At 59.1% G+C, this 23049-nt stretch carries 28 protein-coding genes and 1 pseudogene; 16 read left to right on the forward strand and 13 right to left on the reverse strand.

The features are described 5' to 3' along the window. The coding region (locus ACP0KA_RS19715) for an MFS transporter (protein WP_424630415.1) at positions 1 to 956 on the reverse strand (956 nt) is incomplete at its 3' end. Between the two features lie 309 nt (positions 957 to 1265). Between ACP0KA_RS19715 and ACP0KA_RS19720 the strand changes: the two genes are divergently transcribed. Further along, positions 1266 to 2147 (forward strand): AraC family transcriptional regulator, encoded by an 882-nt coding sequence (locus ACP0KA_RS19720; protein ID WP_424630416.1) that lies wholly within the window; start codon positions 1266 to 1268, stop codon positions 2145 to 2147. Positions 2148 to 2230: 83 nt separating this feature from the next. Here ACP0KA_RS19720 and ACP0KA_RS19725 read toward each other — a convergent pair whose 3' ends face one another. Next, the gene (locus ACP0KA_RS19725) at positions 2231 to 3715 is read right to left on the reverse strand and encodes an FAD-dependent monooxygenase (protein ID WP_424630417.1); all 1485 of its coding nucleotides are present in this window, start codon (positions 3713 to 3715) and stop codon (positions 2231 to 2233) included. Between the two features lie 319 nt (positions 3716 to 4034). Between ACP0KA_RS19725 and ACP0KA_RS19730 the strand changes: the two genes are divergently transcribed. After that, entirely contained in the window at positions 4035 to 4679 is a 645-nt protein-coding gene (locus ACP0KA_RS19730) for a glutathione S-transferase family protein (protein WP_424630418.1), read from the forward strand. 6 nt (positions 4680 to 4685) lie between these two features. On the opposite strand, the gene ACP0KA_RS19735 is transcribed toward ACP0KA_RS19730, so the two are convergent. Next, positions 4686 to 4970, reverse strand: a complete 285-nt coding sequence (locus tag ACP0KA_RS19735; RefSeq protein ID WP_424630419.1) for a hypothetical protein — start codon at positions 4968 to 4970, stop codon at positions 4686 to 4688. Positions 4971 to 5198: 228 nt separating this feature from the next. On the opposite strand from ACP0KA_RS19735, the gene ACP0KA_RS19740 reads away from it, so the two are divergent. Further along, entirely contained in the window at positions 5199 to 5522 is a 324-nt protein-coding gene (locus ACP0KA_RS19740; protein ID WP_424630420.1) for a hypothetical protein, read from the forward strand. A gap of 89 nt (positions 5523 to 5611) precedes the next feature. On the opposite strand, the gene ACP0KA_RS19745 is transcribed toward ACP0KA_RS19740, so the two are convergent. The 3 genes from ACP0KA_RS19745 to ACP0KA_RS19755 all read right to left on the reverse strand — a co-directional run bounded on the left by ACP0KA_RS19745 (position 5612) and on the right by ACP0KA_RS19755 (position 7845). Then, positions 5612 to 6127: a GNAT family N-acetyltransferase gene (locus ACP0KA_RS19745; protein WP_424630421.1), complete on the reverse strand. Its 516-nt coding sequence runs from the start codon at positions 6125 to 6127 to the stop codon at positions 5612 to 5614. 142 nt (positions 6128 to 6269) lie between these two features. Continuing rightward, entirely contained in the window at positions 6270 to 6701 is a 432-nt protein-coding gene (locus tag ACP0KA_RS19750; RefSeq protein WP_424630422.1) for a hypothetical protein, read from the reverse strand. Next, entirely contained in the window at positions 6694 to 7845 is a 1152-nt protein-coding gene (locus ACP0KA_RS19755; protein ID WP_424630423.1) for an ImmA/IrrE family metallo-endopeptidase, read from the reverse strand. The genes ACP0KA_RS19750 and ACP0KA_RS19755 overlap by 8 nt, the downstream gene beginning before the upstream one ends. A gap of 23 nt (positions 7846 to 7868) precedes the next feature. Between ACP0KA_RS19755 and ACP0KA_RS19760 the strand changes: the two genes are divergently transcribed. The 3 genes from ACP0KA_RS19760 to ACP0KA_RS19770 all read left to right on the forward strand — a co-directional run bounded on the left by ACP0KA_RS19760 (position 7869) and on the right by ACP0KA_RS19770 (position 10452). Then, positions 7869 to 8384: a hypothetical protein gene (locus tag ACP0KA_RS19760; protein WP_424630424.1), complete on the forward strand. Its 516-nt coding sequence runs from the start codon at positions 7869 to 7871 to the stop codon at positions 8382 to 8384. 273 nt (positions 8385 to 8657) lie between these two features. Continuing rightward, entirely contained in the window at positions 8658 to 9626 is a 969-nt protein-coding gene (locus ACP0KA_RS19765) for a Bug family tripartite tricarboxylate transporter substrate binding protein (protein WP_424630425.1), read from the forward strand. Positions 9627 to 9741: 115 nt separating this feature from the next. Continuing rightward, complete coding sequence (locus ACP0KA_RS19770) at positions 9742 to 10452, forward strand: HXXEE domain-containing protein (protein ID WP_424630426.1); 711 nt, start codon at positions 9742 to 9744, stop codon at positions 10450 to 10452. A gap of 212 nt (positions 10453 to 10664) precedes the next feature. Here the strand turns inward: ACP0KA_RS19770 and ACP0KA_RS19775 are convergent, their stop codons facing one another. Together ACP0KA_RS19775 and ACP0KA_RS19780 are read right to left on the reverse strand one after the other, a co-directional pair. After that, positions 10665 to 11225 carry a cupin domain-containing protein gene (locus tag ACP0KA_RS19775; RefSeq protein WP_424630427.1) on the reverse strand — a complete coding sequence of 187 codons (561 nt, stop codon included), beginning with the start codon at positions 11223 to 11225 and terminating at the stop codon, positions 10665 to 10667. A 389-nt stretch (positions 11226 to 11614) separates the two neighbouring features. Then, on the reverse strand, positions 11615 to 11854 hold the full coding sequence (locus ACP0KA_RS19780; protein WP_424630428.1) for a hypothetical protein: 240 nt from the start codon (positions 11852 to 11854) through the stop codon (positions 11615 to 11617). A gap of 347 nt (positions 11855 to 12201) precedes the next feature. Here ACP0KA_RS19780 and ACP0KA_RS19785 point away from each other — a divergent pair, with 347 nt between their 5' ends. From ACP0KA_RS19785 to ftsZ, 4 genes are all read left to right on the forward strand, one after another. Further along, positions 12202 to 13398 (forward strand): TAXI family TRAP transporter solute-binding subunit, encoded by a 1197-nt coding sequence (locus ACP0KA_RS19785; RefSeq protein ID WP_424630429.1) that lies wholly within the window; start codon positions 12202 to 12204, stop codon positions 13396 to 13398. A 19-nt stretch (positions 13399 to 13417) separates the two neighbouring features. After that, the gene (locus ACP0KA_RS19790) at positions 13418 to 14047 is read left to right on the forward strand and encodes a hypothetical protein (protein ID WP_424630430.1); all 630 of its coding nucleotides are present in this window, start codon (positions 13418 to 13420) and stop codon (positions 14045 to 14047) included. A gap of 194 nt (positions 14048 to 14241) precedes the next feature. After that, positions 14242 to 14373 (forward strand): hypothetical protein, encoded by a 132-nt coding sequence (locus ACP0KA_RS19795; RefSeq protein ID WP_424630431.1) that lies wholly within the window; start codon positions 14242 to 14244, stop codon positions 14371 to 14373. Positions 14374 to 14381: 8 nt separating this feature from the next. Beyond that, positions 14382 to 15668 (forward strand): cell division protein FtsZ, encoded by a 1287-nt coding sequence (ftsZ, locus tag ACP0KA_RS19800; RefSeq protein ID WP_424630432.1) that lies wholly within the window; start codon positions 14382 to 14384, stop codon positions 15666 to 15668. A 97-nt stretch (positions 15669 to 15765) separates the two neighbouring features. On the opposite strand, the gene ACP0KA_RS19805 is transcribed toward ftsZ, so the two are convergent. From ACP0KA_RS19805 to ACP0KA_RS19815, 3 genes and pseudogenes are all read right to left on the reverse strand, one after another. Next, positions 15766 to 16053, reverse strand: a complete 288-nt coding sequence (locus ACP0KA_RS19805) for a hypothetical protein (protein WP_424630433.1) — start codon at positions 16051 to 16053, stop codon at positions 15766 to 15768. Positions 16054 to 16098: 45 nt separating this feature from the next. Further along, positions 16099 to 16344, reverse strand: a pseudogene (locus ACP0KA_RS19810) (type II toxin-antitoxin system HicB family antitoxin); the annotation flags it as partial. A 48-nt stretch (positions 16345 to 16392) separates the two neighbouring features. After that, a complete protein-coding gene (locus tag ACP0KA_RS19815; RefSeq protein WP_424630434.1) occupies positions 16393 to 17049 on the reverse strand; it encodes a S24 family peptidase in 657 nt (218 codons plus the stop codon). Between the two features lie 83 nt (positions 17050 to 17132). Between ACP0KA_RS19815 and ACP0KA_RS19820 the strand changes: the two genes are divergently transcribed. The 5 genes from ACP0KA_RS19820 to ACP0KA_RS19840 all read left to right on the forward strand — a co-directional run bounded on the left by ACP0KA_RS19820 (position 17133) and on the right by ACP0KA_RS19840 (position 20406). After that, positions 17133 to 17456, forward strand: coding sequence for a hypothetical protein (locus tag ACP0KA_RS19820; protein WP_424630435.1), 324 nt, complete (start codon positions 17133 to 17135; stop codon positions 17454 to 17456). A 73-nt stretch (positions 17457 to 17529) separates the two neighbouring features. Beyond that, positions 17530 to 18162 (forward strand): helix-turn-helix domain-containing protein, encoded by a 633-nt coding sequence (locus ACP0KA_RS19825; protein WP_424630436.1) that lies wholly within the window; start codon positions 17530 to 17532, stop codon positions 18160 to 18162. Positions 18163 to 18322: 160 nt separating this feature from the next. Further along, a complete protein-coding gene (locus ACP0KA_RS19830) occupies positions 18323 to 18904 on the forward strand; it encodes a hypothetical protein (RefSeq protein WP_424630437.1) in 582 nt (193 codons plus the stop codon). Positions 18905 to 19006: 102 nt separating this feature from the next. Next, complete coding sequence (locus ACP0KA_RS19835; protein WP_424631666.1) at positions 19007 to 19444, forward strand: DUF6932 family protein; 438 nt, start codon at positions 19007 to 19009, stop codon at positions 19442 to 19444. Then, entirely contained in the window at positions 19441 to 20406 is a 966-nt protein-coding gene (locus ACP0KA_RS19840) for a hypothetical protein (RefSeq protein ID WP_424630438.1), read from the forward strand. The genes ACP0KA_RS19835 and ACP0KA_RS19840 overlap by 4 nt, the downstream gene beginning before the upstream one ends. A 19-nt stretch (positions 20407 to 20425) precedes the next feature. Here ACP0KA_RS19840 and ACP0KA_RS19845 read toward each other — a convergent pair whose 3' ends face one another. Together ACP0KA_RS19845 and ACP0KA_RS19850 are read right to left on the reverse strand one after the other, a co-directional pair. Beyond that, positions 20426 to 20941 (reverse strand): hypothetical protein, encoded by a 516-nt coding sequence (locus tag ACP0KA_RS19845; protein WP_424630439.1) that lies wholly within the window; start codon positions 20939 to 20941, stop codon positions 20426 to 20428. A 116-nt stretch (positions 20942 to 21057) separates the two neighbouring features. Beyond that, positions 21058 to 21969, reverse strand: coding sequence for an HNH endonuclease (locus ACP0KA_RS19850; RefSeq protein ID WP_424630440.1), 912 nt, complete (start codon positions 21967 to 21969; stop codon positions 21058 to 21060). A 98-nt stretch (positions 21970 to 22067) separates the two neighbouring features. Here ACP0KA_RS19850 and ACP0KA_RS19855 point away from each other — a divergent pair, with 98 nt between their 5' ends. After that, the gene (locus tag ACP0KA_RS19855) at positions 22068 to 23027 is read left to right on the forward strand and encodes a hypothetical protein (RefSeq protein ID WP_424630441.1); all 960 of its coding nucleotides are present in this window, start codon (positions 22068 to 22070) and stop codon (positions 23025 to 23027) included. The last annotated feature ends 22 nt before the right edge of the window (positions 23028 to 23049 follow it).

Genomic DNA, 23049 nt, shown 5'->3' on the forward strand with positions numbered 1-23049 from the left:
AGGGCTGCGAAGCACAGCGCAAAGCCGAAGCACGCAATGGCCCAGATCGCTTCGCGCCCGATGCGATCCGACGCATGGCCGAGCACGATCTGTCCGGGAATGCCGAGAAGGCTGACGATGCCGAGCGCCCACACGCCGACGGTCGATGAATAACCGATATCTTTGAGATATTGCGTCTGGTGGACCTGCACGGCGTACCAGACATAAAGCCCGCTGGCGTAACCAAGTGCGATGAACCAGAACCGCGCGGTGTGCAGCGCGCGCGACAACGTCCAGTCGGTCGCAGCCCACACCGGATCGACAATGTTCGAGACCGGTTTGGTCTGCGCGTGCGCGGTCGCGCCGCCGCCATCCGGCTGCAGGCCGATGTCTTCCGGGCGCTTGCGCAAAAGGAGATTGATCGGCACGAGCACGATCAGAGCGAGAATGCCCATGGCCGTGCAGGCGGTGCGCCATCCAGAGTGATCGAGGGTGTATTGCACCCACGGCAGCAGCGTCACCGAGCCGATGCCGACGCCGCCGAACGCAATGCCGATCGCCAAGCCGCGCCGGCGCACGAACCAGTTCGGCAGGAACAACGATTGTCCGTAATAGCCGATGCAGTTGCTGCCGGAGCCGACCATGAAGCCGATGGTCGCGTAGAGATGCCATGGCTCGCGCGTCAGCGGCGCCAGCAGCAAGCCCAAGCTCATCAATATGACGCCGATCTCGATCACCACGCGCGGCCCGGCACGGTCCATCAGGCGGCCGATCAGCGGACTGAGAAAGGCGGAAACGAAGAAGCCGAACGAGAACGCGCCTGCGGTGATGCCGCGCTCCCAGCCGAATTCCGTCAGGATCGGCGGGAAGAACAGCGAGAACGCAGTGCGCACGTTCACCCCGATGGCCATGGTGACAAAGGTGATGGCGACGATGACCCAGCCGTAGAAAAAGGGGAGGCGCGATTTTGCGGTCATGAATGTCCAAAGAGGTTTTTGCAGGCGTGTTTTTGAATCGTTTTTAAGGTCTCGATCTTACGGCTCGGCGCGCACGGAGATCAATGACCTCCAAGGTAATCGATTGTCGGCATGGCAGGGGGCGCAGCGTCGCCATCGCACTCAGTCTATGCGCGGCGCGAGTGGTGATGCTTCGGTCCCCGTCGAAGGATGGGGGCGTGCCCGTAAACGGTCCTTGGCGACGTGTGCGACCCGTGACAAAACCGCAAGATCGGTCGAGCGCATGATGTCTGCGCGTGATGAGTTGGTGCTGCCACGGAGAACAGAACGATGAAGGCGGCGCTTCGCAACTACCATGCCCGGATGCAGCGGGTGCTGGATCACATCGACCGGCATCTGGACGAGGATCTGGACCTGGACGCGCTGAGCAGCGTCGCAGCCTACTCGAAGTATCATTTCCACCGGCAGTTTACGGCGACCTTTGGGTTGTCCGTATATCGCTATATCCAGCTCGCCCGCATGAAGCGTGCTTCATACCGGCTCGTCTACAGGGATGCCCAAAGCGTCACGGATATCGCGATGGATGCCGGTTACGAGGCACCGGACGCCTTCGCCCGTGCCTTTCGGGAATGGTTCGGGCAATCGCCTTCGTCGTTCCGGAAGTCTCCCGACTGGGAGTCGTGGTTTGCGGCCTTCGGGCCTCTCGACAACGCAAGGAGCAAACTCATGCAGAAGACCTTCACCACTGACGACGTGACGATACGTGATGTGCCGCCCACGCCGGTGGCGATCATGGAGCATCGGGGCGACCCGGCGACGCTTCCCGCCACCATCCAGCGCTTCATCGCGTGGCGCAAGGCCGCTGGCCTGCACCCCAAGACAAGCCCGACCTTCAGCGTCTGGCGTTCCGAGCGGCGTCCTGCGTCGCCTGCCGATTATAGTCAGGACCTTTGTGTGGGGACCGACCAGCCGATCGAGGCGAACGGCGAGCAGATCAAAGCCGGCGAGATCCCGGGCGGACGCTGCGCGGTGCTGCGCGTCGTCGGCAATACCGACAATCTGGAGCCCGCCGCGCTCTACCTTTATCGCGACTGGCTGCCAGCCAGCGGCGAGGAAGCGCGCGATTTCCCGCTCTATTGCCAGCGGCTGAGCTTCTTCCCGGAGGTGCCGGAGCATGAGGCGGTCGCGGAATTGTTTTTGCCGCTGAAATAGCGCCCTCCGACGGCGGCCTGTCCTGATCCGATCGCAAGAAACGAACAAGACACGGACAGGCCGCTCTCACGCAATCCCCCTCCTTATGGACTCACAGCCTCGTCACCGAACCAGACGCGCAGTGCATCGACGAGACCTTGAGAGTCTCCATCGCCCACCCACGCCACGTGCCCATCGGGCCGGATCAGCACGGCGGCAGGAGTTTCGACCGCGCCAATCACGGGAAGCTCGCACACGCCCTCACAACGCGCATCAAGCAGCTTGACGCGATCGCTCCATCCGTCGATGGCGAGCGAGTTTGGATTTGCAAAGCTGAGCAGCACCGGCTTCGCATCATGCAGCAACGCGAACACACGCGTGGACTTGCCGCCGACAACAATATCGAGATCGGGCATGCGGCGGCCGAGCAGGGGGTGTCCATCGCCAAGCTCATAACGAATGTCGAGGCCGCTCATCATGCCGGCGAAGTGCTTGCGCGGCTCGTCCATCGCGAGCAGTTCGGAGACGAACTCGCCAAGGATCGCCGTGCGTTCGCCAGGATCGCGCAGCAGGCTTTGCGCAAGGGTGGTGCGAAGCACGCGCGCAGCTACGGGAAAGCGCTCGGCGTGATACGTATCGAGCAGCGACACCGGTGATATGCCCTTCGCAACCTGCGCCAGCTTCCATCCCAGATTGATCGCATCCTGCAGTCCGAGATTGAGCCCTTGCCCGCCCATCGGGGAGTGGATGTGCGCGGCATCCCCCGCGAGCAGCACGCGGCCTTTGCGGTAAGTTTCCGCCTGGCGCGTCGCGTCGCTGAAGCGCGACATCCAGCTTGGCGCGTGCACGCCGAAGTCATGGCCGTAATTCGCTGTCAGCGCGCGAGCGAGATCGTGCAGCGACGGCACGCTCGTAGCGCGCGGATCCTGCCCGGCAATGACCACGCCCACTGTCTCACCGTCCTCCAGCATGGCCATGGCGTGGCGGCCCGATGAGGTCTCGTGAAAGCCGAGCTGCGGCGGCTGCGTCATCTTCACTTCCGCAATCAGCCAGCTGGTTGAAGCCTCCGTGCCCGGAAACGCGATGCCGGCCGATTTGCGCACCTGACTGCGACCGCCGTCGCACCCCACCAGCCATGACGCGCGCAGGTTCGCGCCTTGCGACATCGCGATATCGACAGCGCTCTCGTGGTCAACAACGTCCAGCACCTCCATGCCGCGATAGACCGGCACGTGGAGCTCGTCCACCCAATCCGCCAGCAGCCGTTCGATGTGTTTCTGGCGCAGCGCGAGCAGATAGTTGTGCCGCGTCGGAAAGTCGCTGATGTCGAGCGCAACGTGAAAGCCGACCTGGGGGTGGGTCTGCCCCTCGGCGAGAAACTGGCCGACGATGCCGCGCTGGTCCAGCACTTCGAGCGAACGCGCATGCAACCCGCCCGCGCGGGCGCCGTCGAGGTCCCTGGTCGATCGCCGCTCGACGATGGCGACATCCACGCCCGCAAGAGCCAACTCGCCTGCCAGCATCAGGCCGGTCGGGCCGCCTCCGGCAATGACGATCTCATGTTGGGACACCTGTTCCGGCATTTGCATGCGCCACCTCGCAGACTCGGGGAAGGGCGTGCCTTCTACGCTGGGACCGGGGGCTTGAAGCAAGAGGCTTGCGCCCCATATCTATGAAGTGGAAGGAGAGGCTTTTTTTTGCCGCCTTCTTATGTCGCTTCGCGGACACATCGCATCTCGATCGTTTTAAGCGTGAGTGTGGTCCTCCCAAAACCATTTCAATTCTGACGCACGAAGCGCCACTGCTCGTGACGCGCAGCCATCGCCCGGTCACCGAAGGCTCAGATAAAGGTTGCCGCGATGGCGATCGCGCTGAACAATGCGCACGCATAACCGCGAGAGTCGCACAATGGCCATCACCATCACCGCCTTTGAACGTTCACCCGATGGCGGCCAGGGACTGGCGCGCGATACGCGCGTGCGCTGGGCGCTGGAAGAAGTGGGTCAACCTTACGAGGTTCGCCTGGTGTCATTCGCTGCGATGAAGGAGCCCGCACATCTGGCGCTGCATCCGTTTGGACAAATTCCCACCTACGAGGACGGCGATCTCGCGCTGTTCGAGACGGGCGCCATCGTCTTCCATCTCGCCCAGCACCATGCCGGTCTGTTGCCGTCGGAACCCGCTGCGCGCGCACGCGCGATCGCATGGATGTTTGCCGCCCTCAACACCGTGGAGCCGCCGATCCTTGAACTCGTCACCGCCAGAATATTCGAAGGCGACAAGCCGTGGGCCGAAGCACGCCTGCCGCTGGTGAAGGATCGTGTGCGCGAGCGGTTGAAGCAACTTGCCGCGCGTTTGGGCGATGCCGACTGGCTGGACGGTGCATTCGGCGCGGGCGATCTGATGATGGTGTCGGTGCTGCTGCGCGTGAAGCCATCGGGCCTGCTCAATGAATTTCCGAACCTTGCGGCCTATGTCGCGCGCGGTGAAGCACGCCCCGCCTACAAGCGGGCATTTGCGGCACAGTTGGCGGTGAATGCCGCCAACGTTTGAAGCAATTCACTCGAACCGCGTCATCAGCCGTTCGATGTAGTCGTTGATGGCGTCGGCAAACTTCAACTGGTGCGGGGCGAAGACGCTGGCGCAATGGGCGTCGATGGCCGCGCGCACGTGATCGAGTGACGCCTTGTGCTGATCGGCCGGCGCCGCCGCCAGCATGTCATCGATCGCCTTCTCGGCATGCGGAATGCTGTCCGTCTCGCCCGCGTGGATCAACGGACGCAGCGTGGCGGTACATTTGTTGACGTGTTCCATGGCGGGATTATGCGATGGGGCGGGGGACATTTCCAGCCTGTTCGCTTGCTACGGGAATGTGAACGATACCGATGCCGCCATCACGATCGTGCGTTGTGTTGGAACGCCGGCGGCAGGGCGCCCCGGCCCGGTGCGGCTTCGTCACGTGAGAGCACCACGCATCTTCCTGAAATGAGACGTTGCGGATCGGCTGTCTTTGATGTCCGATAGAGGGCGAACAGTCGGGTCGAATTGCAGCAAGGAGGCGTGACGATGAGGATGGCGATCGTAGCTCTGGGAGCGGGTCTGGTCCTGTTGAGTACCGCAGCGCAGGCGCAGAATGGCACAGCCGTTCGTGAACCAAGGCGTGTCATCATCGCAACGCCACCGGCGCCGACGCCCTGGGATTACAATATCATCCCACGCTATCAGTTTCGACCCGGGGACGACCGGGTCGATCCATGCGGCGGGCCGGTGGTGCCGGTCATCAGATATGGGTCGCAGGAGGTGTATATTGCACCCTGGGTCGCGGCCGAATTGGGTCTTGGCCGGATCCATGGCCGGGATTGGCCGTGCGGAGGGCGCCGCGCACGCGCTTATTGATCGATTGCCGTTGATAGCAGCGCGCGTTCGCGCGGGATCGCATGGGTGTTTGTTGCCAATCGCGAAGCAAACGGCATCGCCGGTGAGCGTCAGCTTCGATCGATCACCCAGCGGTTGACCGCCTGGTGAAAGTTGAGCGGACCCGGAACGGTCATGTGTGTCTTGACGTATTTGAAGCCTGCCTTCTGCAGGGTGCGGTTCGGCGCGGCATTGAACGCATGCGGCTCGCAGAAGAGCTGCTTCAGCTTCAGAGTCTGAAAGTAGAGTTCGACGGTCTGCCTGACGCATTCCACGCCGCTTCCCTGCTGACGTAGCGAGGGATCAGTGATGTGAAGGTGCATATGTGCGTGCTGGCCGATGTTGATCTTGTCGGCGGTCGAGAACCCAAAAAACTTGCCGTCGAAAAGCCAGCTCACCAGCAGGCTGCGCCGTTGCTCGGCAGGCTGGTCGAACATCTGCTCATAAAGCCGCTGCCATTGCGAGACCGGCGGCAGGCGCGACGGATCGACCCCGAGCGTTTCCAGATGCTCTGGCGTCGATCCATGGAAGTAGTCAATGATCTGCGCAGTTTCCTGCAGGGTCATTGCACGAACAGTCACGGCCATTGGCCAACTCCTGCGAGCGATCGGCGGCGGGTAAAGCGAGTCATCGTCGCAAGTTTGAAAAATAGATGTGTTGCGGTTGCTGAGCAATTGGCGGGCGGAATGCGGTTCGTCTCGCCCGCGTGGATCAACGGGCGCGGCGTGCCTACACTTCGTGTCGATTCAAAAACTCATCAAACGTGATCGCAACAATGCCGTCTATTTTCGAATATCTCGTTTTTCCCCTTTCGTCGGTCACGACGATGAGGCCTTCACAAGAAGCGGCTCCAGCAATCTGCCATTCTACCGCTTTGTCATATGGCCCCTTAAGGCCAAATGTGGCTTGGGCCGATTCGGCTACAGCCAATATTGATTCCCGATGTTCTTCGGTGAGACTTTCTTTCTTGAATTTTATACCCTTGAGGTTCTTAGCCTCATCGTCATAGACTTTGCAGAATTCGTTATATGCGCAGCTAAAGACTCTCATACTTCCACTATCGATGTCGGCCTTGGCCACGGCAAATTGGTTGCCCGAAGATTTGCTCCAAGCCAACAGCCCTCTAACATCAAATGTGTAGGAGTCGAATGTCTCAGGCATCAACCTCGTCCTGAGCATCCTGTAACGAAGCTACCGGCGCGTTGAGCAAGTAGTCGCGTTGATATTTGGGCTTGATTCCGGACAGCCGATATAGCTCGTAATCGTCGATTTTCTCGTGATTAACGAGTTCAGAATAAATTTTGGCAAACTTGGTCCCGTACTTTGAAAGCTTATATTTCCATTCTTCTACCCGCCGTCCGCCTCGCTGCGAGCTAAAATCAGGATTATCATTTGATTTCAGGAAAGCTTTCCAACGTGCTACCTGATCTTCGCTATAGTGACCTGACTCGACCAAGCGAAACAGGCTCGAAGACATTGAGAGCTTTGTGAGGTTAGAGAAATTCCTCAATTCCTCGACGTCGAAATTAGACGTTCTTATCGTTTCTCTTGCTGCGCGCTTAACGAGACTGTCGGGTGCGAGGAATTTGGCGGCGAATTGATTGCAGCGCCTCTCGATGTCGTTCTTCACAATATCCGGATCTGACATCCCAGTCTGATTTAGCACGCAATGGTAAACTTCATGCGCTAACGTAAACAGCCGCCGGGACGAAATCTGACGGTTTGTATTGACAACAATCGAATTGTACGTGTCGCGGCTAGTAATAGCGAACCCAATTCCATCCTCGATCGGAAAGCTGAACTGAAACACCATCGTTTCTAGTTCTTCGATCTGCCTGCGTACGAATGCATAAAGAAGGCGTGAGTTTTCGAAATCAATCTGCCTTTGATCTGTTAGACCAATTGCTTCCCGTAGGGAGTTCGCACGCGCCTCAATGTTGTCCCCTTTGGTCGCAGAGTGTATGCTGTTATCAGCGGCGAACTTACCTCTTTCGCTTGCATCGTCTTGTACGTGCTTCGCGAATTCGATGGCCTTGATTGTTGCTCGTTGATATCCGCGACGCGTTGGTTTTGATTGGCGAAAATCAACAATCGTCTCTTCTGGCGTAAGCTCATCCGAAAAAAGAAAAAAATCAGGTACGACTAACTCGGTCGCGATCTCTTTCAGTTTGCCAGTTTTGCGCTTCGGGTCGGATAGAACCGTGTTAAGTTCTGAGCGTGACAGTTTTGTCCGCCTGCTAAGATCGGCCTCGGAAAGCCCTCTGGCTTTTAAAATCCGGTCAACGTTATTGCGGAGGGAAGGCACGGCGAATCCTGTGGGGCAAGGTAGTGAAGTTAAGCGATTTTTCGAGCGTTTTACAACTGGGAGTTGGTTTGCATGCAGGTACGGCCTTGCTGCAGTCAATTGCGGAATTTGCAAGCAGCCCTTTGTCGCACCGCATCAATCGATTGGTCAAAATTGCCGGGCTTCGCCGCGATCGAATATCCCGCGGCGGCAGCGATACTGCCTCTATCGAAGCGATTGAGAGCGACATCCTAGATACCCAAACCGCACTGGAGCTGAAGAAGCTCCATTTTTTTGTCGAGTATAAGTACGCTGCGGCGATGAATACGATCGTGGCGTTTTCCTTGTTTGGCTTGTTGGTTTGGGCAGCCGCTTGTGCTGAGTCCACTGTCTCGGACCAGCTTGCGTTCTTTCTCGTGTTCGTTAGTGCAGGGCCAGCCTTGATTAGCTTAGGTGTCCTGTGGTGGCGATGGGACGATAACACTGCTGGCATACGGACTTCCATTAAGGAGCATGAAGACAAACTCTTTGATCGAGGGATGACTGGGAACGCAAAATGATGCGGGAGTCTAATGAAGCCCTGCATGATTTGTTTTCGGGCATGACCTTCTCCCCGATTTTATCTTAAACAACCTATGTGCGACGCGTCGTGTCGCACCGATCTTCACGGTCCCCATCACACCCCACACCTTCCCAAATCAGTTCCGCCTGATGTAGCATCCGCAACACTCAAGCCCGACGTCGCGACACAAGCGGCGCGGGATCAATAAAACAAAAAGCAAAAGCCGCGGTGGCCGTCCGGCCAAAACTCGCGGTTCTGAAAGGAACGCTGCATGAAGTCCCTCGTCCGCGCGCTGGGCGCGCTGGTCATCATTTCCGCCTGCACGACTGCCGCATCGGCCCAGACCTGGCCGACCCGGCCGATCCGCATGATCGTGCCCTATACGCCCGGTGGCTACACCGACATGATGGCACGCCTTGTCTCCGAGAAGATCGCGGCCTCGCTCGGGCAGAGCATCGTCATCGAGAACAAGCCGGGCGCCAACGCGCAGATCGGCACCGATATCGTCGCCAAGGCCGCGCCCGACGGCTACACATTCGGGACCGTGATCGCCGCGCATTCGGTCAACCCGACGCTCCATCCGAAGCTGCCTTACAACACGGACAAGGATTTCACCTATGTCTCGCTGCTCAGCGTCGCGCCGCTGATCCTGATCGCGACGCCGTCGCTGCCTGCGAAGAACGTGAAGGAGTTCATCGCGCTGGCAAAGGCGAAGCCGGGCCAGCTCAATTTCGCCTCCAGCGGCGTCGGCGCGGCTGCGCACCTCACCATGGAGATGTTCAAGAACCGCGAAGGCGTCAATCTGCAGCACGTGCCTTATAAAGGCACGGCAGGCGCGCTGCAGGATACGGTGGGCGGCCAGATCAACGTCATGTTCGACATCATCGGCCCGCTGATGGAGCAGGTGCGCGCCGGCAACGCCCGCGCGCTCGGCGTAGCCTCAAAGGAGCGTGTGCCGGCGGCGGGCGATACGCCGACCTTCATCGAGCAGGGCGTGACGGATTTCGTCTCCGGCACCTGGGCGGGCTTCATCGCGCCGGCGGGCCTGCCGAAGGAGATCGCGGACCGCATGTCGGCGGAAGCCAAGAAGGCGCTGGCCGATCCGGACTTGCGGAAAAAGCTCGAGGCGCAGGGCATCGTCCCCATGGGCACCTCGCCGGAAGAATTCCGCGCGTTCGTGGGCGAAGAGATCGCGCGCTGGAAGCAGGTCATCACCGCAGCCAACATCAAGATCGAATAGCGCCATCAGTTCGCGTCAGAGAACGGGGTGAAGTGCGGGCGGCTGACTTCGATCAGTCGCCCGTGTTAGTTTGGATTGCGCCGCTGCGCGTGGCGGTGGGGCGAGGGTGAGGGCGATGACGTTCGGGTGGTTCGATCACAACTGGCCGTGGATTGGCTTGGCTGTCTCGGGATTGCTGCTGACGTTGCTGCTCGCGACGGACGTGTTTCGCAGCGACCGCAGCGTGTCGCGCTGGCGCGATCCGGTCTGGCTCGCTTGGCTGGCGCCTGCGGCCTACATGCTTCACCAGACGGAGGAATACGGGATCACCCTGTTCGGCCAGTCGTTCGCATTTCCGGATGCGCTCTGTACGACGTTGGGGCAGCCGCCTTATCCCGGCTGCATCATCCCGCCGCCGCTTTTCATGGCGGTCAATGTGCCGTTGATCTGGATCGCGGGGCTGTTCTGCGCGCTTCTCAGCCGGCGTCACCCTTTGATCGGGCTCGGGCTCTACGGCGTATTTCCTGCGAACGCGATCTCCCATATCGGCGCGTTTGTGAAGACGGGGCATTACAATCCGGGCCTGCTGACGGCTTTTCTCATTCAGGTGCCGTTTGCGATCTGGGTTGCCTACGCCATGTCCGGCGATCGCCGCGTCGGCAAGTCAGGCATCGCCGTGCTGTTTGCTGTGGGGGTCGGCCTGCATGCCGTGCTGCTTGGATCGCTGATTGCGTTCACGCGCGGCCTGATCAGGGCGGGCACAGTGGTGGCAATCCAGGTCGTCAATCCCGCCTGGTGCTTCATTCTTCCGTATCTCAAAGAACGATACGACGCGCGGAGAAAATGAAGCCGCGGACAATTGCGATCCGGACGCGGACTTCGCGTTTATACGTCCTTAAAGGTTTGCATGCGCCCGTAAGGCGAGGGGACGAGGGGCGAGACGCGCACCCGATGTCGGCCCAGAGCGGACATCGCGCGTGATTGCTGTGTCGGTGATGCGCCGGCCTTCATCGCGCAAGGCGTGACGGATTTTGCCTCTGACGTGTCGGTGGTGAACCGTTACGCGGTCAGATAGAGAGGCATTTCGGCGCTGATCTGGTCAGGCGTTAGAAATTGTACGCCGATCTCTGCGAATAGCTTGATCGTTTCCGTGAGGTCGATCTCCGCATAGGTCTCATCGGAATCGTTTGCCACATCCATCCGCTTGGCTGGCGCGTTCATCTTATTGATTGTTTCATTGAAGCCACCGGGCGTAATGAAGGTGAGGCACTGGACTTCCTCAGACGCCACCCGAAATGCATGGGGCGTGAGCCGGGGACAAAACATGCATTCTCCGGCGGTCACCAGAAAGACCTCGCCGTCGACATAAAACTTCATTTCACCCGAGAGCACGTAGAAGAACTCATCCTCTCGCGAGTGAACGTGAGGCGGCGGCTCGGTACCCCGCGTCAGCTTGCCAATCACGACATCAAACGCTCCATTATTATCGGCAGTTCCCGCCATCTCGCTCACAACAATGCCTTTATACGACCGCGAGTTACTCAACGCTGGCGATCTCTTGTAAGCCCGCACTGCGCTTGACTGTTCTCGTCCGACTGCATCTTTTTCGACGGTGCTCATTTCAATCTCCGGTTAGCAGGCGATAGCGATAGGGGGCAGGCTGTTACAGAGACATTTCAGGCTTCCGAGACTGTGTTACGTCGGTAATGTGAAGATTTGCATGCGCCCGTAAGCGCTTTCATCGTAAGACGATGGGGCGAACGCGCGGCCACGCGCGGGCTGATCAGGGCGGGCGCCGTGGTGGCGATCCAGGTCGTCAATCCCGCCTGGTGCTTCATTCTTCCGTATCTCAAAGAACGATACGACGCGCGGAAAGCATAAACCCGCGACGGCTCCGGTCAGCCTCACGAAGTTCTTCCGCCATAACAAAAAGCCCCGCTCTACGCGAGCGAGGCTTTGTTGTCATGATCTCGGGTTTGCAAGCCTGAGCGCTGCAAACCGCGCCGGCTTTAGCCTGCCATGCACTTCTTGACGAAGCTGGTCTTGGCGGCACCCGAGAGCGGCTTGCCCTCGGCGCTCTTGGCGTTGTCTTCACAGCACTTCTTCATATGGCTCTTCGCAGCCGCGCCGGCGAGCGGCTTGCCGTCAGCGCTCATGGCGGTGCAGGCGGCTCCTTGCGCCATCACCGGTGTGATGGTTGGCGCGGCGACGAACAGGCTTAACGCGAGAATGGCGACGAGATGTTTCATGGTGGGTTCTCCCGAGAGGGTTGGACGTTCAGCGTACCTCACTACCTCATTCTGGCAATGGCGCGATGAACGGAAGATGACCGGACTTTGCCCAGAGCGGACTTTCCCCGGACTACGACTTTCCCCAGACAGGGGGTGATCAGACCCGGTGACAGATCGGATCGACCGGGCGTCACCGCAAGGAACGCCAACAGGCTCAGGCGCGTTGGAACACGCGAGATCACCGGTCCCGGCTATGATCGTTTGGGCCAGTTGTTGATCGCGTTTGATTTTGATTGACGTTGACTTGCCAACCGGCGGACGCGCCGATCGGCCGAGATGATGCTTTGCGTCCTCGGGTTTGAGCCATGAGTATCTGCGTAGCGGTACGAGCAGGCTTGTTGTCGGCGTTGATGGCAGCCGCTTGGGCCGGCGTACAGCCGGAAGAGGCCCTCGCGCGGAAGCAGCCGTCCGCCGCCCGAAGCGAGCAGGCCCAGACCGGGCAGGCACATCCCGCTCCGCGCAAGCAGACGGATTCCGGCAAGGATGCTGCAACGTCGGCAAGTCACTTCACCATCGGGCTGGTCACCGGTTCGCCCCAAAGCACCGAGTTCGCCGTTGCGCAGGACATCGCGACCACGCTGAGCACCGGCCAGGAAACCGGGCCCCGCGGCGAAATGGCGTTGCGGGTGCTTCCGATGGTGGGCAACGGCGGCAGCCGCAACGTGCAGGATGTGCTCACGCTGGCCAATGCCGACATGACCATCGCACCCGTGGTGCTGGTGGATCGCCTCAGGGACGCAAAGACGTTCGGCGACATCCGCAACAAGCTTGTCTATGTCGCGCCGATGTTGCCGCAGGACTTCCATCTCATCGTGCGCCCCGAGATCACAAGCCTGGCGGATCTTGCCGGCAAGACAATCAATCTCGGCGAAGAGGGCAGCGCCGGCGCCGTGCTCGGCCTCGAAGTGCTGAACGCGCTCGACGTGAAGTTCGACGCGGCAAACCTCGGCCTGGATGCCGCACTGGACGGCATGCGGAAGGGCCAGATCTCGGCCGCGGTGCTGCTCTCCGCAAAGCCGGTGGAGGCTCTGGCGCGCTACGCCCAATTCAATGCCGTCCGTCTGCTGCCGATCCCCATGACGGCGGCGATGCGGCGCGACTACCAGCCCTCGACGCTTCGTCACGAGGACTATCCAACCATCCTCGGGGTCGACGAGACCGTGGACACGATCGCGGTCAAGTCGGCGCTGTTTGCCTACAACTGGCCGAGCCGCAGCGACCGCTATCGGCTGCTGGAGTTGTTCGTGCAGACGTTCTTCTCGCGCTTCTCCGAACTTCTTGGCGATGCCCATCACCCGAAGTGGCGTGAACTGAACCTGGCGGAGCCGCTGCCGGGGTGGAAACGCTTCGCGCCCGCCGAGCGCTGGCTCGCGCAGCAGGCGGGCCGCGACAAGCCAGACCGCTCGTCTCAGCCGCGTTCGACGACCGGTGCTTCGCCGGATCGTGGCGCGTTCGATGAGTTTCTGCGCCGGCGCGAACAGGACCGCAAGCAGGAGAGATAGCAACCTCGGGAGAACTGCGATGCGCAACCGCGTGACCGTCGCAACATGGCTTGTGTTGCTGCTCGGATTGATCGCCGGCGTCGAACAACCGGTGGCCCAGCCCGCTCCGTCGTTCGGCGTGCCACCACCTTACCTTCCCGGGTTTGGACCGCCACCGCAGCCGCCGCAGGTTGAAGCGCCGCCGGTCAGGAGAGTTGAACCTCCGCCGCTGAGAAGGGCTGAAGCCCCGCGGGCGAGGAGGGCTGTCGTCACGCCTCGCACGACGCAACGCAAGCCGCGCGTGGTGCGCCGCGCACAGCCGCAGAACCTGCGCAAGGTCGCCGAGGATAAAGGGTTCAAACGGGTCAGCGATCTCGTCAATTTTCCGAAGTTTTTTCCGGGCCTCGGCGTCCTCTTCGTGAAGCCCGACACGCTGCCGCTGGGGCCGTTCCTGTGCTTCGACCGCAAGGACCGCTTGATGGCGACCGTGTACATGGTGCCGATGACGGATTTGAACGATCACAAGACGCTGGAGGCGCCCGCGTTCGCAGGCCGCACCGACCATGTCAGCATCTACTTCAATGCGGGCCATCCCGGTGTCGAGATGCCGCACTACCATTTCGTGATCTGGCATGTGTCGAAGACAGACGAAGAGCGCGTCGCGAAGTGAGGGGCTGGGTCATCCGGGCGGGCAGCGGAATCGACGCAGGAATTGCCCGGCGCTCGGTGTGGCGTCATGGACAAGCGGCGCTGTTAATAATTCATTAGCTCTTAACACTCCGTTAACCAACGCGGCCTAGCGTCCTGTCATCGCCCGGTCATCATCAGCCGATTCCCGCCCGGTTCGTTCGAGGAGAACAGCCGATGTCCGTTGAAGCGCTGACATATGCCGCCCCGGTGTGGTGGATCAGAGGTTCGCTTGCCCGGCTGTTCCGGTTGGTTGATCTCGCTGACAAACGCGCACCAACGCCTTGCCATCATCTCAGCGACTTGTAGGTAGTAACATGACGAACCTCAGCGATATTCGCGAAATGAAGGCGCGCATCACCGTGTTCGGGGTCGGCGGCGCCGGCGGCAATGCCGTCAACAATATGATCGCGGCCGGGCTGCAAGGCGTCGACTTCGTCGTCGCCAATACCGATGCCCAGGCGCTCACCATGTCGAATGCCGACAGCATCATCCACATGGGCGCCAAGGTGACCAAAGGTCTTGGCGCCGGCTCGCAGCCTGACGTGGGGCGCGCCGCAGCCGAAGAGACCATTGATGCGATCCGCGATCATTTGACCGGCACCCATATGGTGTTCGTGACCGCCGGGATGGGCGGCGGGACCGGCACCGGCGCCGCGCCCGTCATCGCGCAGGCCGCGCGCGAGCTTGGCATTCTCACCATCGGGGTCGTCACCAAGCCGTTCACCTTCGAGGGGCAGCGCCGCATGCGCCTGGCCGAATCCGGCATCGCGGAATTGCTGAAGGTGGTGGACACGGCGCTGATCATCCCGAACCAGAACCTGTTCCGGGTGGCGAACGAGAAGACCACCTTCGCCGATGCGTTCGCCCTGGCCGATCAGGTGCTTTATTCGGGCGTGGCCTGCATCAGCGACCTCATCGTCAAGGAAGGCCTGATCAATCTCGATTTCGCCGACGTCCTCTCCGTGATGCGCGAGAAGGGTAAGGCCATGATGGGCAGGGGCGAGGCGTCCGGCGAGAAGCGTGTGCTCACTGCCGCGGTGGCCGCGATGTCCAATCCGTTGATCGAGGATCCGTCGATCAAGCGCGCCAGCGGCCTCATCATCTCCATCACCGGCGGCAAGGACATGATGCTGTACGAGGTCGACGAAGCCGTGACCCGCATCCGCGAAGAGGCCGACGCGGATGCCAACATCATCGTCGGCGCGTCGTTCGATGACAGCATGGACGGGATCGTCCGCGTTTCGGTGGTGGCAACCGGCATCGATAATCTCGATCAGGCAGCCCAGATGCAGCCGGGTGCAACCTCACTTACCGAACTCGCGACCAGGATGCGGAACGACAGCAACGCAGATCAGGTCGCGCGTACTGCGTCGCTGCCGCAGGTCGAGAGTCCTCCACTTCGCCCTGCCGCCCGCGCGTCCGAAGGGCGGCCGGCACGACCGATTGCGGACAATACGCGGCATGTCGCTCCACAAGGTCTTGCCGCGCCGCAGGGTCTTGAAGCGTACCGTCCCGATCCGCACCGCCAATTGTCCGTGCCCCATGCGATCGAGGACGACGTGCTGGATATCCCGGCCTTCCTGCGCCGCAAGGCCAACTGAGCGGTCGAAAAGAGTCAAGGCAACTCGTTTCCAAGTGTCTGCGATCAAGCGCAGAGTGCGCGCATCCAGCCGGTGCGTGCGCTTTCGCGTCATGTCCTTAGCGGATTGGCGTGATCCTGGCCGCTCGGTTCGGCACCAGCACGACGCGGTAGCGCGCGTCGCTGCAGGTCAGCACCCAGTCGGCGTGGTCGCGCCGCGAGCGCAGTCTGTCTTTCCGTGCGACCAGCGGCGTCTCACACGCATGACCTCGCGCCCGGACCTGGGCTGCCAGCGATTGCTTGGGAGTGGCGCGTGCGCCGCGCTGCGCGTGCGCCTGTGGGGAAAAGAGGGCCGCAACGACGCATAAGGACAACGATAGGCCTAAGAGCTTGAGTGCGTTTTGCATCACGTCAACCCTTCACACGGCGATCTCATCGAGGCTTTACGCCGCTGCGATCAAGACCGCGACGCTGTCCCTGTTCTCAGCATCGGACATGATCTCCTCGAGCGATGAAGGCTCGGGCACAGCCTCACCGTCCGCAATGAGTCCTTCAAGGTGCAGGGCGAGGGCTTCGGCTGCCATATCGCGCACTTCAATCAATGTGCCTCCTGCGGTGATCACGCCGGGAAGGTCGGGAAACGAAACGCCGTATTCGCTGTCGGCGTCCCTATGAATCAGAGCGATGTACTGGCGCATCTCATGATCTCCCAGACTTTTAAACTCATCTCAGCAGGGGGCCCATCCTCACCGTCTCCCCTTATACATCCCCACCACCTGATGGCAGATCGGCCAGTCGGCGCGGTGTTCGGAGAACGTCTTCGCGGGGTTGTATTGCTCGAGCTTCCATGAGCGGTCGTTGAAGCCTATGAGGCGCTTGATCATCGATTTCGCTTCGCCGGTTCGGTGGTCCTGGTCGTAGAGCACCACGTCGGTGTCGCGCTCGGGCGGGCGGCGCGGATGGATCAGCGCGATGTCGCCCGGGCGATACGCCGGCACCATGCTGTCGCCGACGATGAGCATGCCGTAGCCTTCGGGCACGCCCTCCAGCACCACCGGCCGCTTGGCATATTCCATCACGTCGGTGTGCATGATCATGTGGCCGTTGCCGCCCTGGGTCGCCGCATAGATCGGGAAGTCGCGCGCGCCGACCAGCAGATTGCCCGCAACGATCGACGGCGGCGAGGCGCCGCGCGGGCCTTCGTCCATCAGCTGCTCGACGCTCCAGTCCAGCGCCTGCGCCACCAGCGCGCGCTTGTCGAGGCGGATGGATTCCTTCCGCCCGTTGACGAAGTCGCGGATGTAAGTGCGCTCGAGCCCCACGCCGACCGCCGCCGTGATCGGCGAACGCCCGAGCTCGACCAGCCGGTTCTGAATGCGGGTGCGTAACTCATTGTCGCTCATGTGGAATATCTTCCACGATTGTTCTGTGGAAATCCAATAGAAAATCTTCTACTATTCTATTGCGTGGTGGGAAAATTTCTATCATGGTTACCCGCATGGACCATGATCTCAAACAACCTCTGATACGCGGCGCCACAGCGTTTGCTGCGCGGGATCGCGTGACCCCGCTGAACAAGGCCAATTTCCCGCAGCAGCATGTCTATCCGCGGCTGATGATCGGCGGCGTTTATCGCATGTCGTTGGCCAAATTACAGGAAGGACGGGGCCTTGCCGTCTATGCCCTGCCGGCGTGCGAGACATCCACCCGTCATCGGGCGCGCATCCGTGTGCGCTCTGCTTGCGAAGGCTTTCGGCAGAACGTCAACACATCCGGCGCGGACGGTTGCCCGCGCCACCATGAATCATGAGGCAAGAAAAAGAGCCAACGATCATGATGCCGGACTGCACGCGGCGGACCCGGCAAGACCGAGGGAGGCAGGAATGACGACCGAACAGCAGCGGCTGCACGAACAACACAAGGCGCGGCTTGCGCGCATTCAGAACAACGCGGTCCGGGCTCCCGAGCCTGTCAAGCCGGTAGTCACGTCGGGGGATAAATTCAACCGGATGGGCGCTGGATTCCCCCGAGTAGGAAACCGAGGGGCAATCGTAGGACGCGAAACCGCGGCCCCCGACGCCAGCCGCGCGGCACCCGTGGTCCAAGATGGCAACGCCGCGCCAACTCCATCCGCTGCTAAAAGGCCGTCGCCAGCCAGCTGGCTTCACATCGCCGGATCGCATCTCACCGTGCGCGACATTCAGGACGCGGTGATCGCGCATTTCCGCATGTCGCGGGTGGAGCTGTTCGCCAAGCGCCGCTCCAAGGCCACGGTGCGCCGCCGCCATATCGCGATCTATCTGAGCAAGATCCTCACCATCCAGTCGCTGCCGGAAATCGGCATGCGCTTCGGGGGGCTGGACCACACCACCATTCTGTATGCTTCGCGCAAGATCGAACGCGAACTGCCGAAGGATGCGGAGCTGGCGCGCGACGTGGCCGAGATCGAGCGCACGCTGGCGGCTCTCAACGAGGTCCGCGCAAACGCGGCCCAAGCTAACAAGGCAAACGCATGAGCCGCTGGTTTCGCCTAAACGCGCACCGCAAGCACAACGAACATCATCGCCGAACAATGCGCGCGACAGCGACGGTTCAAAAATCACAGCGCTGAAACGCAGAGTCCCTGACACGCGGTTTACCGCCCGCTCAACATCATAAGAAACGGAAGAGATTGAAATGGTGCAGATCGTCATCAACCGCCGCACGGGCCGCAAGCGCAAGACCAATGTGCGGCGCGACGCATCCGGCAAATCGCGCGGCGAGATATTGGATCTCAGCGTCATCTTCAATCAGCCGCACCGGCGCGGGCAGCGCAATCCAAAATCGGAATTGCTGGGCTATCCGCTCGGCCGGCTGCGGCATGAAGGGCTGATCGACGAGACGCAGCTGCAGGCGGGCAACGCGTGGGCGTCGATGGTGCGCGCCTATAGCCGGATGATCGGTCTGCGCATCGGCTCGCCGAAATCAGGCAGCCTGACGGAGGCTGTGGCCACCGGCTTTTATGTGTGGGAGGGCGATGGGGCAGAAAACGGTGAAAGCATCGAGCCGGAGGAGCAGGAGCGGCGGCGCAAGCGGCTGCGCGCAAAGTACGACCAATGCCACGACCGCCTGCACGAGGCCGGCCGCACGCTGGGGCCGGGCGCGGCGCTGCTCAAGGCGCTGCGCAAAGTCGCGATCGAGGAGCGTTACCCGGAGGAGGCGGAGCTGGGGAATTTACGGGTGGCGTTGAATACGGTGGGACGGGTGTTGAGGGGGTAGGGGGATAAGTTCGGTCCAAAGGGCGGTGGCTCTGTAAATTTGACGAAAATGTGGCCATGCAATACAACCCCCGGTATGCTCCCGCAGACGGATTTTCCTTCAATGTTTCCGCTTGGGTTCCATCATCTTACGATGGAAGACGTGGAGCAGTATTGCGTCGTTCCATTCGCTGGCATTTCGACAACGCGAGCGCCAATAATGGCTGGCTTGAAGCAGTTCGTTGAACGCCTCGTGAACGCCAATCTTACCGCCGAAGTCTGGATCGATCCGAATGACGTCGACGTAATCGTTCGCTGCGACGCCAATGAAATGTACGACTTCGGAACGGTTGAGCAACGCGAGGCGCTTGACTGGGTCATTGTTAACCAGAAATCGACGCTTAAATGCGACAGTTATACGCTCTTTGAGTACCCGCCTACCCACCCGCTGCATAAGGAGGGCCATTGGTGGTATTCGTATTGGCATGTAAAATGGGGTTTTAATCGAGCAGAGGACCCCAAGGGCATTGTTGTCATTTCTTTGGATGGTACGGCCCCATGAGTACTCTCGCGCAATTACAAAAAGATTTGCAGGATGCTTCTGCGGCAGTCGCTCACGCCGAGCGTACGCTTGCCTCTTATCCAAATGTGCCGTCCGTCCTTGCCACATTACGCACGATTCAAAATCGAAGAGCTTCGTTAGAAGAGCAGTTCCTTGCTGCAGCTGATGATCTTGGATTGGATGCGTGTGGCTACCGAATCGAAATGGAAGGAAATACAGCATCCATCGCTGGGTTAACTGCTGTTTTGGGGACGTTTCAGAAGATTTTCACAACAGTCTACGACGCGTTGGAGCGCGGTGCGAAAAAGAAAGCGGCCAAGAATACCGAGAAAGCAATTGCAGATACGACCTTAGGATTTGCGTACTCTTTCCCCGGATCGGTCGGCGTCATGATGACGCTTGCCAATGATCGCTTTCTCTTCGAGTCAAAGCTGGATGAGGCAATGGAAAAGACGTTCGATCTTATTCGTGCAAAGAAGCCGGAAGAAATTGAGGCGTTGACGGAATTGGTTGGTGTGCCTGCAATCCGCCTCGTCCATCAATGGGCGGAAGAGAACGTCAAAGCTGGATTCGGGGCAGATATAATCTGGCGTCGTGATGACGTGGTGAAAAAAGAGGTGCGAGTTCAGGCCGCTGAGATTGCGGCCAAAGCTGCAACGATAAAAGCCTTAAGTGCAAAAGAAACTGTGGTTGTGGTCGGTGAATTGTTGGACGTTGTCACGTCAGAGCGCACTTTCAAAATGCAACTGAAGGATAGAGTTATTAAAGGCACTTTTGATAAAGCAATCACGGCGCAGAATCCCGTTAAATTGCCTAAGACTTATCAAGCTACGCTCAATATCATTGAGAAAATTGTCATCGAGGAAAGTGGAGAGGAGCAGATCGACTATTTCCTCTTGCGACTCGATGAACCTTCTGATGCGGGTATTTTTCTAACTGATCTGTCTGAACGAGATGCTTGAGAGATTGCGCCGACATTAGCTATGCGCCTTCCGTTTCTGATCTGGCGTGAATTTGCCTGTCTTTGGAAACAGAGCCGGTTTCGATGATAAGGCCAGCTCTCAAATAGATCATGCAGTGCATTACACGTATACGAGGTGCGTTGGCGCCAAAGTCCTTTGGGAAGGGGCTCGCACTTGTCTTCCTCATATCTTGATAGCCGGCCACAATGTCCGCTTGCGCAAAGTCAGTAAACGACTTCGAAAACGCAGCTGCGTCCTGCGGCGTGATTTGGTAGTCCAGCCGGTGAGCGAAGCGATTTCGGATATTGCCCATCAGCTCTAGAGCCGGTTTCCATTTCGGGTGAAGACCAAGCGCGATGGCAATTCGTATTTTTTCTGAATATTCAAAGCCTTTCAAAGCATCAGAATTTGGGCATGATGCTCGGATGAATTCAGATAATTCATGCTCGATGTATATGTGTGACCGGATTACGGAGCCAAGCTCGTCCTCAGTCGTGATCGCCTCAACGAATTGTTCGTCGTTCTCTTTTCCCATTTTGCCCCACGTCGCATTAGATAAGTATGTTTTCTACTATGGCTACGAAGTAATGAAGTATATGTGCGGATCTCTCATCGGCGTAATGCAGTATCGAGTGTCAGCGCTTCTGGCGTTCAACGATATAGTCTTGCCATCGCATCGGCGACGTCCTTTATTGGGATTGGTGACAGCTTGTCCTTTGCCTTTGCATGTGCCCAACGATGACAGGTCGGGCAGAGTACTACGAGGTCATCAACTCGACTTTCTCTAATGCCGGCGGCAAGTGGCTGAAGATGATGTGCGTCGAACATTGAGCCTAGCGGATCGGAAAATTGACAAGCTTCACAAATAATCACGCCGCCATTCCTCGCGCGATTCAGTTCTTTTGCTTCTCTCTTTAGCTCGGGGGCCCGCTCAGCTTCTTGCGAAAGCTTCCATACGCGTTTGCCCTCGGCTGATTTGCTGCTCAGCTTGGGATACATAGACCCCGATCTCTGAACTTTTCCTGGGTCTCTGAACCCGGGCGGTGGTGTTACTTCCCATCGCCGCTCGATCGGCCAGTCCTTGAGAGCATCCCACAAGTGCCGAATTCGGCTTTCGTTTCGCATTACCGAATCGAATGCATTTTCGAGAATCCGCATATCCGGAAGGCCAAGTTCGCCCACTAAATGGGGCGCCCCCTTGATCGAGTAGATCTCGCTTATGACAATTGCTACCGGCCATCTGGCGAGTCTAGCTCTCACTTCCTCACTTTGAACAAATGCTGAAGTTTCGCCGTACACACCGGTTGCTCTGACTAGCTCGAGCGCGCGACCGCGCAGCGGATCAGGAACGTCGTGTCCTCCACCAATGGTGATGAAGTATGGGTGTTTAAGGGATTGTTCGGCGGTTCTTCGAGCTTGAGAGAAGTGCCCTTTGTCTTTTCGTGCTGCATCGCCGCGAGAACCAAAGCACATAACTGCTTCGCTTGATCGACCAAATACGGCCTTTACGCCCATGAGATCGTCAAGTGATCTCACGACATCCTTCAATGTGATAGTCGACAATCGGGTTTCCCTAAAGATTAGTATGAGAATCAGTTGAAGGTGTGGGCGACGAGTTAGTCAGTAGCGACGCGTGGCTAACTAGCTCTTGGAGTGAGGATATGGCGTTTGATCCTATTTTTCTTAAAAGATTTGAACTTATCGAAGATTCTGGTGGATGGAAGGGGGCTTCAATCAAGAGCTGGGAAAAAACGCCGGGCTATAAGTGCTTCTGCTCTTCTTTCGTTTCTTCTCTTTCTGCTCTCTTCTGCTCTCCCCCAAATTCGTATGACGATGATTTCGTAAGCAAGAAACTCGATCGATCCGATCTCAAAAAGCTGCGTGATGTTTTTAATGTCAGCACGTTCGATCTTTGCGTTGCAATTTTGATCTGGGGAGACATGCATAGACGTCACGCGAAATCTTTTCTCGATCACCGTGATTGTTGGCTTCCGGTCGCAGAAGATCTTCGCAAAGGCAACATCGAGCCTGAGGAGGCTTACCGACGGTTCTTTGAACTTTCTGTTTCGGGAAAAATGCCAGGATGCGGGCCTGCATATTATACAAAGCTAATTTTCTTTCTGCCTGCATCGGGTTCCGCGCGCGGGGTGATAATGGACCAATGGACATCAAGATCGATAAACATACTGACGCGGCGATCTGTCGTGCGACTGGATCAAGCGATCACTGTTGCTAAGAAGAATGACGAGAAAGTTTATGCTGAGTTCTGCAACCTTGTCGGAGAGCTCGCGAAACTGGCCTATGGAAGTTCGAGTCAGCGCAACGTGGAAAAAATTGAAAGACGTCTGTTCTCTGCCGGAGGGAGAGGCAAGGGATCGTGGCGTAGTCTGGTTTCTTCTACGACACAGAACGGGAGGCAGCACGAGATTAGCGAGGGCTTTGTAATCATTTTTGAGCCTCACCCGAACTCGTCGCTGGTTGGAGAGCGGCGCCTGAGTTCTCGGATCTTTCGCGAGTGGGAGGAAGCAAAGGCGACCGCCGATGAGTTCTGCCGGCAAGGCAAGGTTCTCGATATTGTCCGAATCGAGTGGGATGATCGCAAGGCGCTGAGCCCGTGGTGAAGGGGTACGTGTCTAACCCCCT

Origin of the sequence: Bradyrhizobium sp. SYSU BS000235 (assembly GCF_049747295.1) — a bacterium.
Classification (GTDB): domain Bacteria; phylum Pseudomonadota; class Alphaproteobacteria; order Rhizobiales; family Xanthobacteraceae; genus Afipia.